At 45.8% G+C, this 12,836-nt stretch carries 10 protein-coding genes; 8 read left to right on the top strand and 2 right to left on the bottom strand.

Annotation, left to right across the window (positions count from 1 at the left end):
- Nucleotides 1–8: 8 nt before the first annotated feature.
- From speB to argS, 3 genes are all read left to right on the top strand, one after another.
- Nucleotides 9–887 carry an agmatinase gene (gene speB / locus ABE28_RS23050; protein ID WP_064467078.1) on the top strand — a complete coding sequence of 293 codons (879 nt, stop codon included), beginning with the start codon at nucleotides 9–11 and terminating at the stop codon, nucleotides 885–887.
- Nucleotides 888–1,383: 496 nt separating this feature from the next.
- On the top strand, nucleotides 1,384–1,824 hold the full coding sequence (locus tag ABE28_RS23045) for a YwiB family protein (protein ID WP_064467079.1): 441 nt from the start codon (nucleotides 1,384–1,386) through the stop codon (nucleotides 1,822–1,824).
- A gap of 3 nt (nucleotides 1,825–1,827) precedes the next feature.
- Complete coding sequence (gene argS / locus ABE28_RS23040; protein ID WP_064467080.1) at nucleotides 1,828–3,498, top strand: arginine--tRNA ligase; 1,671 nt, start codon at nucleotides 1,828–1,830, stop codon at nucleotides 3,496–3,498.
- A gap of 49 nt (nucleotides 3,499–3,547) precedes the next feature.
- On the opposite strand, the gene uvsE is transcribed toward argS, so the two are convergent.
- On the bottom strand, nucleotides 3,548–4,501 hold the full coding sequence (uvsE, locus tag ABE28_RS23035; RefSeq protein WP_064467081.1) for a UV DNA damage repair endonuclease UvsE: 954 nt from the start codon (nucleotides 4,499–4,501) through the stop codon (nucleotides 3,548–3,550).
- Between the two features lie 24 nt (nucleotides 4,502–4,525).
- The gene (cls, locus tag ABE28_RS23030) at nucleotides 4,526–5,728 is read right to left on the bottom strand and encodes a cardiolipin synthase (protein ID WP_257390669.1); all 1,203 of its coding nucleotides are present in this window, start codon (nucleotides 5,726–5,728) and stop codon (nucleotides 4,526–4,528) included.
- 301 nt (nucleotides 5,729–6,029) lie between these two features.
- Here cls and ABE28_RS23025 point away from each other — a divergent pair, with 301 nt between their 5' ends.
- The 5 genes from ABE28_RS23025 to ABE28_RS23005 all read left to right on the top strand — a co-directional run bounded on the left by ABE28_RS23025 (nucleotide 6,030) and on the right by ABE28_RS23005 (nucleotide 12,749).
- Nucleotides 6,030–8,159 (top strand): (Fe-S)-binding protein, encoded by a 2,130-nt coding sequence (locus ABE28_RS23025; RefSeq protein ID WP_064467304.1) that lies wholly within the window; start codon nucleotides 6,030–6,032, stop codon nucleotides 8,157–8,159.
- A 179-nt stretch (nucleotides 8,160–8,338) separates the two neighbouring features.
- Nucleotides 8,339–9,529: an acetyl-CoA C-acetyltransferase gene (locus ABE28_RS23020; RefSeq protein WP_064467082.1), complete on the top strand. Its 1,191-nt coding sequence runs from the start codon at nucleotides 8,339–8,341 to the stop codon at nucleotides 9,527–9,529.
- 30 nt (nucleotides 9,530–9,559) lie between these two features.
- Nucleotides 9,560–10,411, top strand: a complete 852-nt coding sequence (locus tag ABE28_RS23015; protein WP_064467083.1) for a 3-hydroxybutyryl-CoA dehydrogenase — start codon at nucleotides 9,560–9,562, stop codon at nucleotides 10,409–10,411.
- Between the two features lie 37 nt (nucleotides 10,412–10,448).
- A complete protein-coding gene (locus tag ABE28_RS23010; RefSeq protein ID WP_064467084.1) occupies nucleotides 10,449–11,579 on the top strand; it encodes an acyl-CoA dehydrogenase in 1,131 nt (376 codons plus the stop codon).
- A gap of 30 nt (nucleotides 11,580–11,609) precedes the next feature.
- Nucleotides 11,610–12,749 carry an acyl-CoA dehydrogenase gene (locus tag ABE28_RS23005; protein WP_064467085.1) on the top strand — a complete coding sequence of 380 codons (1,140 nt, stop codon included), beginning with the start codon at nucleotides 11,610–11,612 and terminating at the stop codon, nucleotides 12,747–12,749.
- Nucleotides 12,750–12,836 lie beyond the last annotated feature (87 nt).

The raw sequence follows: 12,836 nt of genomic DNA, 5'->3' as shown, positions 1-12,836 counted from the left end.
TATGGAACATGAGATTCGATGAAGCCTATTCAGGCAATGTATTCATTAAAAGCCATCCCGATTTCGAGGAATCGGAAGCCGTGCTCTACGGCATGCCGATGGATTGGACAGTAAGTTTCCGTCCGGGTTCCCGCTTTGGGCCAACAAGGATCCGTGAGGTTTCGATTGGTTTGGAGGAGTACAGCCCGTACCTGGATCGTGAATTGGAAGAAGTGAAATTCTATGATGCGGGAGATATTCCCTTGCCATTCGGTAATCCGCAACGCAGCATCGATATGATTGAAGAATTTGTCGATGGAGTGCTGGATGCCGGTAAATTCCCATTGGGTATGGGCGGGGAGCATCTTGTTACATGGCCTGTCATCAAAGCCATGTACAAAAAGTATCCCGACATGGCCATCATCCATATGGATGCCCATACGGATTTACGGGAGGATTATGAGGGGGAACCGCTTTCCCATGCCTCGATCATTCGTAAATCTGCAGAGCTAATCGGCCCGGGAAATGTATACTCATTCGGGATTCGTTCCGGTTTGAAGGAAGAATTCCAATGGGCAAAGGAAAATGGCATGCATATCTCTAAATTCGAAGTTTTGGAGCCATTGAAAGAAGTATTGCCACAACTTGCAGGCCGTCCTGTCTATGTGACGATTGACATCGATGTCCTGGACCCTGCACATGCGCCTGGAACAGGAACGGTGGATTGCGGCGGGATCACTTCTAAAGAGCTTTTGGCTTCGATCCATGAGATAGCTCGATCTGAAATTAATGTCGTCGGCTGTGATTTAGTGGAAGTTGCTCCGATTTATGATCCATCCGAGCAAACAGCGAACACGGCAAGCAAGCTGATACGCGAAATGATTTTAGGTTGGGTTCAAAAAGGCTAAGCCAATTGAAGGAGATGCCGTCTGTATTTTGCAGGCGGCATCTTTTTTAGGTTTCATCGTCCTCACCCAACCACCAGTTACCCGGGAGCTTGTGCTTTGCATCCCTTTTGATGCAGGTTCTCGTATAAATTGCGCTTTTCACACGCAATTGGGGCCGTTACTCGTCCATTTCTTGCGTTACTCGCGGATTCAGCCCGGGTTCTTCGTATCACTGCTGCTTTCTTTCACCATTTCGAAGCGTTACTCGCCAATTCTGGCCGTTTACTCGCGAGTTTGTACTTTGCATTTTGCACACAATCCTAGAGGATAGACTCTTATAAAAGTGTCCATTATATAGGATATATTTTCCTTTCCTCCAGGAAACCTTCATCACGGATAACCATCCAGGCTATTTCTTCCTCGCCCTTGCACTTTATTTTCCGAAGCAAGTTGAAACTTCCTTGAAGAATATTTATACTTATGAAGTTAAGGACGACGTGATGAAGGAAGTGTAGAGTTGACTCTTCATGATATAGATAAGCATGCCGTTAGAGTGACCTTGCAAACAAAAATCAAGCATGGCGCAGAAACGGAAACGTATGAGCTGGTCACTTTCGGTACAAAAATGTACAAAGGTGCCGATTTGTATTTACAATATAAAGAGGAAAATGAAGGTGGTCAAATACAAACGACCATCAAGCATAAAAGAGATGAAACGATCCTATTGAGAAATGGTGCCATTAAGATGAGGCAGCTCTTTCGCTTGCAGGAAGCGACAAATGGACATTATGAAAGTATATATGGCAGGTTAGGATTGCGGACGACCACGAAAAAAATCGATCATCAATGGGATGAGCAAGCCAAACAAGGGAAACTTGTCCTTAAATATACGTTACATATGCAGGGAAGCGAACCCGGTCAATATGAAATGACGATTTCCTACAAGGAGGAAGCATAGCACATGAATATAGTTAATGAGGTACAGGAAAAACTGAAAGAAGAAATTAGAGCTGCGGTCATCAAGGCCGGCTTGGCAGCAGAAGAACAGATTCCGAATGTAGTATTGGAACTGCCAAGAGAGAAGACGCACGGGGATTATTCAACGAATATGGCGATGCAATTAACGAAGATTGCTAAGAAAGCGCCAAAAATGATTGCTGAAGCGATCATTGAAAACTTTGATAACTCAAAAGCCTCCATTGAAAAAATTGAAATCGCTGGACCAGGCTTCATAAACTTCTACATGAATAATTCATATTTGACGGAATTGATTCCTGCCATTTTGAAAGCAGATGGAACATACGGGGAAAGCGACTTTGGAAAAGGTGAAAAAATCCAAGTCGAATTCGTTTCCGCAAATCCGACAGGTGATCTTCATCTCGGTCATGCGCGTGGTGCAGCAGTAGGCGATACGTTATGTAATGTCCTTTCAAAAGCAGGCTATGATGTATCACGTGAATATTATATCAATGATGCAGGCAACCAAATCAATAATTTGGCCATTTCGATAGAAGCACGCTATTTCCAAGCGCTTGGTCTTGATAAGGAAATGCCGGAGGGCGGATATCATGGTGAAGATATCAAGGGCTTCGGTAAAAAGCTTGCCGAAGAATATGGCGATAAATTCGTAAAAGCCGATGAAAAAGAGCGGTTTGATTTCTTCCGTGATTACGGCTTGAAATGTGAGATGGAAAAACTGAAAACGGACTTGGGCAATTTCCGTGTCGGATTCGATGTATGGTATTCCGAGACGTCCCTTTATCAAGATGGCAAAATTGACGAAGCGCTCAATGTATTAAGGGAAAGGGGCCATGTCTATGAGCAAGATGGGGCAACATGGTTCCGTTCAACCGAATTGGGTGATGATAAAGACCGCGTGCTCATCAAACAAGACGGCTCTTACACTTATTTGACACCGGATATCGCTTACCATCGCAATAAATTGGAGCGAGGCTTCGAAACGTTGATCAACATATGGGGTGCTGACCACCACGGCTATATCCCTCGTATGAAAGCGGCTATCGAAGCATTAGGTTACAGACGTGAGCAGCTTGAAGTGGAGATCATCCAGCTGGTACATCTGTACAAAGATGGCGAGAAGATGAAAATGAGCAAGCGTACGGGCAAGGCCGTCACGATGCGTGATCTGATTGATGAAGTGGGCCTTGATGCGACACGTTATTTCTTTGCGATGAGAAGCGCCGATACGCATATGGACTTCGATTTGGATCTTGCCGTTTCGCAATCCAATGACAACCCGGTTTATTATGCACAGTATGCACATGCCCGGATATCGAGTATTTTGCGTCAGGGTGGGGAGCAAGGCGTCAGCTACGAAGGAATCACCGATTTTTCTGCCCTTTCCACTGAAAAAGAAGTCGAGCTGTTGAAGAAATTAGGCGAGTTCCCGCAGGCGATTGCCGAAGCAGCCGAAAAACGGATGCCTCACCGCATGACGAATTATATTTACGACCTAGCTTCTACATTCCACAGCTTCTACAATGCAGATAAGGTACTGGATGCAGAGAAGATGGAAAGAAGTCAAGCGCGGCTGGGATTGGTCAAATCCGTCCAAATCACTTTAAGGAACGCGTTGGAAATAATTGGCGTTTCTGCGCCAGAAAAAATGTAATCAGCTAAAGCGACTGTTTCTAAAGAAACAGTCGCTTTTTTTCAGCCTATCAGCATTCTATGGAACCACCGCTCACCCTTTTTACTCCACGGACCTTGGATATATCTTCAATCAGCTGCAGCATGGCTCGATCCTTCATCTTGGCTTCAATCATGAAGTCGACGTCCTGTCCAATGTCCCTAAGTGCTTTGAATAGGGGCATGATGAAATCCAAATCGATATAATCGGCATGCGAGCGAAATGCACCTGGTGATTTCGGGGAAGATATATGGATTTTTGGAACCGCTCCTGCATGGCTCCATGTAGCGATCACCTCGGTGAGCAGCTCGTTAAGAGGCTCATCTGAGAGGTTGGCAAGATGGTGGTGGTAATCGAAGACAAGTGGAATGCCTTCCCGTTTACATACACGGAGGGTTTCTGATGTTGTATAGGTTTTATCGTCATTCTCAAAAGTCATTCTTGCCTTGACGTGCTCCGGGAGTCGCTTTAGGTTGTCATGGACCCTTACTAAAGCTGACTCTTTATCACCATAGGCCCCGCCGACATGGATATTGATGAAAGAGGAGTCCGCAATTCCCATTGCATCAAACATATTATAGTGGAACTCCATATCTTTCACGGCATTATGCGTAATCCCAGGTTTGGGACTGGTGAACAGCGTAAACTGGTTGGGATGAAAGCTCACCCGCATGTTATGTGCGGTAACCCATTCGCCAAGCTGCTTCCACTCCTTTTTGAAGGGTGTGACGAAATCCCATTCCACGTCTGGATGCGTGGCTAAAGGAACGATGGAGCTGGACATCCGATAGATTTCTATTTGGTGAGCCGTGTTATATTGAAGGACCCTTAAGGTGTTTTCAATGTTCTGCCTCGTCACACTCAGAAGCCGTTCCATCCCCGTTTCCGGGCCGAGTTCGCCATATCGCTTGAAAGTGAGCGTCTTCGCCGGAGAAGCCTCCCATAAACAGGTTGCGTTGGATACAAAGCCAAATCTTATTTTCATTTTGTAATTTCTCCTTAAACGATGTTAAAGAAAAGGAGAAAGGATGGAAGCCAGCGATTCTTTCGCTGTACGAACAACATTCATGGAAGAAAGCTTGTCCCCGTTCAGTAGCTTGGATTCAGCAACGTCCACCGCCAATTCCTTTTCAACATCTTCTATAAATGCCCGGTCATAAATCAAACAATTGATTTCCCCATTTAAAAAACAACTGCGTTTATCAAAGTTTGCCGTCCCGATATCACAAATTGTATCATCAATCAGTATCACTTTAGAATGGTAGAACCCTCTCTGGAACTGCATGATTGCAGCACCTTCTTTTATCAATACCCGGAAATAAGGAAACGAAGCCTCCTTGACAAGGGCATGATCGGAATTTTCGGGAACGATCACCGTTACGGCGACATTCCGTGAGAGTGCCTCCCGTAATTCCTGAAACAAGGACTTGCTAGGAATGAAGTAAGGAGTCCCGATGATGATTTTTTCTTTAGCCTGCTGAATCAGGCCGATCAAGGTCTGTTCAAGTTCACTTCCATTCGTGACAACAACTTGATGGGAAAGCGAACCGGCTTTCAAGTTAGGAAAATAATTCGGCATGCTCCGAAGATCCTCGTTTGTATCATGGAACCAGTCCGAGAGGAAGACTTCCTGCAGGTCCTTGACCCCTTCACCCGTCATTTTCAAGTGGTAATCCCGCCAAGGATTAAGCTTGTCCCCTTCATTTATATACTCCCTGCCGATATTGAAGCCTCCAAGATAACCGATTTTCCCATCAATCACCGTGATTTTTCGATGATTCCTTTTTTGGATCGTATAGAAAAGGAAGGGGAGTTTCGGTTTATAGCTGAAAGAGAAATGAACGCCGCTTTTTTTGAGCTGCTGAATGGTTGTCCGGGATATTTTCTTGCTTCCAACCCAGTCGGCCAAAAGCCGTACCTCCACGCCCGTTTCCGCTTTCGTTTGCAGCAGCTTCAAAAAGTCCTTGCTGAATTGATCGTTCTTCACAATATAAAAAAGGATATGGACGGAATCCTGGGCGCGTTCGATTTCTTGCGTGAAATCATCAAACAGGATTTTACCTGACGTGAACACGGTCATGTCGCTGTTTCGATGCGGATATTTAATATTCGCTGCCTGCTTCATATGACGCTTATGCCCCAGCTTTAGATCAATCAAGCACCAAGTGAAGATCAATAAAAAAATGGAGGCAAGCGCCGTGATTATCTTCAAAAGAATTCCCCCTAATATGATTTCAATTTAGTTTGGCTCTAATTACCTGGAAGTAACCATAGAATGGAGTGATGGCAACAGGCTTTTTTTATACTACGGAAGGGGAAATATCCAGAATTGTCGAACTATATATAGAGGGTACGGAAAATCAAATTTATTTTATAAAGAAAAAAGTTGACTGAATGCTCATTCATTATATAATGGAGATAATCAAATTTCAGAAAAATGCCAAATTTTCTATTTATTAAAATGGCTACCTGGCATTTTACAATTTACGAAGAGGGGGAAGGACTGCATGGAAATGAATGGCTTACTGTGGATCAACTTGATTGCATTTCTACTTGTAACCGCTTACGCCGCCGGTTTATTTATCTATTTGATAAGAACTCGTTTAGCATATATAAAACTTGGCAAAAAAGTGGAATTCGATAACCGTGTGAAAGATCGTTTAGTTAAAATAGGGGTTTATGTATTCGGACAGAAAAAGCTCTTCAAAGATAAAAAGAGCGGGATCATCCATGCGATGTTATTTTATGGCTTCATTTTGGTGCAATTTGGTGCACTCGACTTTTTCATTAAAGGTTTAAGACCAGGATGGCATTTGCCGTTAGGACCTCTTTATCCTGCCTTTACCTTCTTCCAGGAAATCGTGACGCTCACGGTTCTTGTGGCAATCCTTTGGGCTGGGTATCGCCGTTATGTTGAAAAGCTTGTCCGTTTGAAAAGGGATTTCAAAGCGGGGTTGGTCGTCATCTTCATTACGGGCATCATGATTACCGTATTGCTGGGGAATGGAATGGGAATGATTTGGCATGAGCATGCTGCTACCTGGTCAGAGCCAGTCGCATCAAGCATAGCCTTCCTATTCGGCTGGATGGGAACAGCCGCTGCCACTGTCGTTTTTTATGTAGCTTGGTGGATGCATCTTATGATCATCTTATCGTTCCTCGTTTACATCCCGCAATCGAAGCATGCTCACTTGATTGCCGGTCCGATCAATGTATTCTTGAACCGTCTTGACAATCCAGGGAAATTGAAGCCGGTTGATCTGGAGGAAGAGATCCTGGACAAAGAAGGCAACCAATACTATGGTGCAAAATATATCGAGGACTTGACGCAATACCAGATGGTCGACCTCTATGCTTGCGTGGAATGCGGACGTTGTACGAATATGTGTCCGGCAACCGGTACAGGTAAAATGCTGTCACCGATGGATATCATCATCAAGATGCGTGACCATTTAACAAATACGGGGGCAGCCGTTACAACGAAGCAGCCATGGGTGCCGTCCTTTGTGTTCGGCAATACAAATGGAAATAAGATCGCTCTTGCCAGCAGCGGCGAGGGAGCCCAGGAATCGGCTGCAGCAACTGAAAGCTATAGTCCGAGCCTGATTGGCGAAATCATTACGGAAGAAGAACTATGGGCATGCACGACTTGCCGTAATTGTGAGGATCAATGCCCGGTAATGAATGAGCATGTCGACAAAATCATCGATATGCGCAGATATCTAGTATTGACCGAGGGCAGGCTTGATCCTGATGCTCAACGTGCAATGACCAATATTGAGCGTCAAGGAAACCCTTGGGGGCTCAACCGCAAAGAGAGAGAAGATTGGAGAACCTTGAGGGAGGATGTCAGCGTTCCTACCGTGAAGGAACTGCAAAAGGCAGACGAAGAATTTGAATATTTATTCTGGGTAGGTTCAATGGGATCTTACGATAACAGAAGCCAGAAGATCGCCCTTTCCTTTGCCAAATTAATGAATGAAGCAGGCGTCAAATTCGCAATTTTAGGAAATAAAGAGAAAAACTCAGGCGATACTCCTCGTCGATTGGGTAATGAGTTTGTTTTTCAGGAGCTTGCCATGAAAAACATCGAAGAGTTCCAGAAGAACGAAATCAAGAAAATCGTGACGATCGATCCGCATGCATATAATATTTTTAAAAATGAGTATCCGGATTTTGGTTTGGAGGCGGAAGTATACCATCATACGGAACTGCTTGCCAAGCTTGTCAGTGAAGGAAGGCTGGTACCGCAATATCCAGTGAATGAAACGATTACATTCCATGATTCCTGCTACTTGGGAAGGTACAATGAGGTTTATAGCCCACCTCGTGAAATCTTGCAATCGATTGCTGGCGTGAAACTGATTGAGATGGAGCGGAACCGTGAAAAAGGCATGTGCTGTGGTGCCGGAGGCGGTTTGATGTGGATGGAAGAGGAAACAGGAAACCGCATCAATGTGGCTCGTACGGAACAAGCACTTGCCGTCAGTCCAACCGTGATCAGCTCGGGATGTCCTTATTGCCTGACCATGCTATCAGATGGCACGAAAGCAAAAGAAGTCGAGGAAAACGTTAAAACGTATGATGTAGCCGAGCTTCTCGAAAAAGCGATCATCGGTGAAAACAATCCAATCGCATCTTAATCAAAATATGATTGCCTGCTTCTTATATGATCGCTTTATGGAAGCAGGCGATTTTTTTATTTAAATATTTAAATTATTGCTAAAATTATGTAAGATAGATATAAAGCGCTTACAAAAATCTTTTTTTAACCTTATATTGAGCGAGCGTTCAATCAATTTACTCAAGGGAGGAAATAATGATGGCAAAAACAGTGATAATCAGTGGTGTGAGAACACCCTTTGGTAAATTTGGCGGAGGCCTTAGCGGTTTTACGGCTTCACAGCTTGGTGGAATGGCGATCAAGGAAGCTCTGGAACGGGCTGGAATTGAGGGCGGCCAGGTCGATGAGGTCATCATGGGGAATGTGCTTCAGGCAGGTCAAGGGCAAATCCCTTCACGTCAGGCAGCACGACATGCCGGAATCCCCTGGGAAGTGAAAACGGAAACGATTAATAAAGTATGTGCATCAGGGCTTCGCAGTGTCACAATGGCCGATCAGATCATTCGGTTGGGTGATGAGGAAATCATTGTGGCCGGGGGAATGGAGTCAATGAGCAATGCACCTTACATTCTTCCAAAGGCACGCTGGGGCTTAAGGATGGGTGATGCCCAGATGAAGGATACGATGATATCCGATGGACTTAGCTGCAGTTTCACAGGGGTACATATGGGCACTTACGGAAACAGTACTGCAGAGGATCTTGAAATAACCCGTGAGGAACAAGATAGCTGGGCTTACGATAGCCATCAAAAAGCGCTTAAAGCAATCGATGAAGGCATACTTGCAGAAGAAATCATTGCCGTACAGGTTCCGGTCAGAAAAGGGGACCCGATTACGATCGAACATGATGAAGGACCAAGAAAAGATACATCTGCCGGGAAATTGGCCAAATTAGGTCCCGCTTTTAATAACGAGGGTACGATAACGGCAGGAAATGCACCAGGAGTCAATGATGGGGCGGGCGCTCTCGTATTGATGAGCGAGGAACGTGCCGAAAAAGAAGGGAAATCGCCATTTGCCTATATTTTGGCTCATGCCGAGGTTGCCGTGGAAGCGAAGGACTTCCCGAAAACACCAGGCTTGGTCATAAATGAAATCTTGAAGAAGGCAGGCAAGTCTGTGGAAGACATCGATTTATTCGAAGTGAATGAAGCATTTGCAGCTGTAGCACTGGCCAGTGGAAAGATTGCCGGCATCGAGGCGGAAAAGGTGAATGTCAACGGAGGTGCAGTTGCCTTGGGTCACCCGATCGGTGCAAGCGGAGCCCGGATCATCATCACGCTCATGCATGAGTTGAAACGCCGTGGCGGTGGATTAGGCATTGCGGCAATATGTAGTGGAGGCGGCCAGGGAGATGCAATCTTAATCGAGGTGCCTAAGCAAAGATGATCGTTTGATCGATAAATGAGGAGGGTTTTCATGAACATTCAAAAAGTGATGGTCATCGGTGCGGGACAGATGGGGGCTGGCATCGCCCAGGTATGCGCAATGGGGGGCTATGAGGTTCTCTTGCATGATCTACGAGCTGAATTTGTGGAAAAAGGCTTAGGGACAATTGCCAAAAACCTTTCGCGACAGGTTGAGAAGGGGAAAATGAAGTTGGAGGATAAAGATGCAGCCCTTTCCCGGCTGACGTCATCCACGGATTTGCAAAATGCAGCCAAGGTGGATTTGGTGATTGAAGCTGCGGTGGAAAATATGGAAATAAAAACGAAGATTTTCGCTGAGCTGGATCAAATCGCTCCACAACATGCCATTCTTGCAACCAATACTTCTTCACTTCCGATTACCGAAATAGCAGCTAGCACGAAAAGGCCTGCCAATGTAATCGGCATGCATTTCATGAACCCGGTTCCAGTGATGAAGCTTGTGGAGGTCATCCGCGGTCTGGCTACAGCCGATGAGGTTTATCAAAAGGTGGAAAAGATGGCTCTATCCTTGAACAAGGTCCCGGTGGAAGTGAATGATTTTCCCGGTTTTGTAGCAAATCGGATTTTGATGCCGATGATCAACGAGGCCATCTATACGCTATATGAGGGAGTTGCCACTAAAGAGGCGATTGATGATGTGATGAAGCTGGGGATGAATCATCCGATGGGGCCGCTTACACTAGCTGACTTCATTGGACTCGACACATGCCTATACATTATGGAAACCCTTCACCAGGGGCTTGGCGACGATAAATACAGACCGTGTCCGCTGTTAAGGAAATATGTAAAAGCTGGGTGGCTGGGCAAGAAAACAGGTCGTGGCTTTTACGAATATGACTAAGCATTGAAAGCATCTGCAGCTAGGGAGGAATGAAGGAATGGATTTCAAGTTTACAGAAGAACAGGAAATGATGCGGAAGATGGTAAGCGATTTTGCGAAGAATGAAATTGCCCCACATATTGAAGCCATGGAAAAAGGCATGTTTCCAAAAGCGATCCTGCAAAAAATGGGCGAGCTTGGCTTGATGGGAATTCCGATTCCAGAACAATACGGTGGTGCGGGAATGGACTTCATGTCCTATATCATCGCCATCAACGAGATATCCAAAGTAAGTCCAACCCTCGGTGTCATACTATCCGTTCATACTTCTGTTGGAACGAATCCAATCGTTTATTTTGGGACCGAGGAGCAAAAGCGAAAGTATGTGCCTAAGTTATCAGCAGGACAATATTTAGGTGCCTTTTGTTTGACCGAGCAAAGCTCCGGCTCCGATGCTGCGAGTTTGAAATCGAAGGCCGTAAAGGAAGATGGGTTATATCGAATAAATGGGTCCAAAGTATTCATCACAAATGGCGGTGAAGCGGATGTGTTCATTGTCTTTGCCTCAACCGATCCCCAGGCCGGAAGCAAGGGAATCTCCGCTTTCATCGTGGAAAAGGGGACCCCGGGCTTGATCATCGGTAAAGATGAACGGAAAATGGGGCTTCATGGCTCGAGCACCGTGCAGGTGACCTTCGAGGATTTGAAAGTGCCCGAGGGCAATCTGCTTGGCAAGGAAGGTGAAGGCTTCAAGATCGCGATGGCCAACCTGGATGCCGGGAGGATCGGGATTGCGTCCCAAGCGCTGGGAATCGCTGAGGGTGCCATGGAGCATGCCGTCCAATATGCAAAAGACAGGGTGCAGTTCAACAAACCGATAGCATTGCAGCAGGGGATTGGCTTCAAGCTGGCGGACATGGCCACAGGCATAGAAGCTTCAAGACTGCTTGTCTACCGGGCAGCGTTTTTACGCTCAGAGGGCTTGAAGTGCGGTAAGGAGGCAGCGATGGCTAAGCTATTCGCTTCGAGGACCGCTGTCGATGTGGCGATAGAAGCCGTCCAAGTATTCGGGGGTTATGGCTATACGACGGAATATCCGGTCGAACGCTACTTCAGGGATGCAAAGGTAACGGAAATTTATGAAGGCACCAGTGAAATACAAAGGATGGTCATCAATAAAAATCTTTAAATACAAGGAAAAAGGCAGGGGAAGATTATCATGCAGTTCAAACTAACCGAAGAACATGAAATGATCAGGAAAATGGTGCGCGATTTTGCCCAGAATGAAGTGGCTCCTACAGCTGCGGAGAGGGATGAAGAGGAACGATTCGACCGTGAGATCTTTGATAAAATGGCCGAACTAGGTTTGACGGGGATTCCGTGGCCAGAGGAATACGGTGGAATCGGGAGCGATTACTTGGCGTATTGCATAGCGATCGAAGAACTGTCCCGTGTCTGTGCCTCCACTGGGGTTACGTTATCGGCCCATACTTCTCTTGCAGGCTGGCCAATCTATAAATTCGGATCCGAGGAACAAAAGCAAAAATATCTCCGACCGATGGCACAGGGTGAAAAAATCGGCGCATATGGCCTGACCGAGCCTAGTTCAGGCTCCGATGCAGGAGGCATGAGAACGACTGCTAAGCTTGTTGGTGATGAATACATCATTAACGGCTCGAAAATTTTCATTACGAACGGCGGAATTGCCGATACCTATGTTGTTTTTGCTTTGACAGATCCCGAATCGAAACAAAAAGGAACGAGTGCTTTCATCATTGAAAGTGATTTTCCGGGTTTCAGTGTAGGAAAAAAAGAGAAGAAGCTTGGAATCCGTTCATCACCGACGACGGAAATCATCTTTGATGAATGCCGGGTGCCGAAGGAAAACCTGCTTGGCAAGGAAGGGGAGGGCTTTAAAATTGCGATGATGACGCTTGATGGCGGCCGTAACGGAATAGCCGCACAAGCTGTAGGCATTGCCCAGGGTGCATTGGATGCCTCGGTCAATTATGCAAAAGAGCGCGTCCAATTCGGCAAACCCATTTCTGCACAGCAAGGAATAGGGTTTAAATTGGCTGATATGGCAACAGGTGTTGAAGCATCAAGGCTATTAACCTACCAGGCTGCCTGGTTGGAATCCGCTGGTCTACCATATGGAAAAGAGTCGGCCATGTCGAAACTATTCGCTGGTGATACAGCCATGAAAGTAACGACGGAAGCCGTACAGGTTTTTGGGGGGTATGGCTATACGAAGGATTACCCTGTAGAACGATATATGCGCGATGCGAAAATAACCCAAATTTACGAAGGAACACAGGAAATCCAGAAGCTGGTCATTTCAAGGATGGTTACGAAATAGAGTTGAAAATGAGGTTTTCCGCTTGAGGCACCGCCTTGCCGGAATGCCCTTTTCAATTTCGGGAGAATGTCTTTATTGAGTAAATGA

The sequence above is a fragment of the Peribacillus muralis genome (assembly GCF_001645685.2).
GTDB classification, from domain to species: domain Bacteria; phylum Bacillota; class Bacilli; order Bacillales; family DSM-1321; genus Peribacillus; species Peribacillus muralis_A.
The sequence above is the reverse complement of the archived record's forward strand: the minus strand, read 5'-3'. Positions and strand labels throughout refer to the sequence as shown.

Bases quoted from the DNA above. Each gene is read 5' to 3' on its own strand.
- ABE28_RS23015 (WP_064467083.1), top strand. From the start codon at position 9,560: ATGAACATTCAAAAAGTGATGGTCATCGGTGCGGGACAGATGGGGGCT.
- argS (WP_064467080.1), top strand. From the start codon at position 1,828: ATGAATATAGTTAATGAGGTACAGGAAAAACTGAAAGAAGAAATTAGA.
- uvsE (WP_064467081.1), bottom strand. From the start codon at position 4,501: ATGAAAATAAGATTTGGCTTTGTATCCAACGCAACCTGTTTATGGGAG.
- ABE28_RS23010 (WP_064467084.1), top strand. From the start codon at position 10,449: ATGGATTTCAAGTTTACAGAAGAACAGGAAATGATGCGGAAGATGGTA.
- ABE28_RS23020 (WP_064467082.1), top strand. From the start codon at position 8,339: ATGGCAAAAACAGTGATAATCAGTGGTGTGAGAACACCCTTTGGTAAA.
- ABE28_RS23005 (WP_064467085.1), top strand. From the start codon at position 11,610: ATGCAGTTCAAACTAACCGAAGAACATGAAATGATCAGGAAAATGGTG.
- ABE28_RS23025 (WP_064467304.1), top strand. From the start codon at position 6,030: ATGAATGGCTTACTGTGGATCAACTTGATTGCATTTCTACTTGTAACC.
- speB (WP_064467078.1), top strand. From the start codon at position 9: ATGAGATTCGATGAAGCCTATTCAGGCAATGTATTCATTAAAAGCCAT.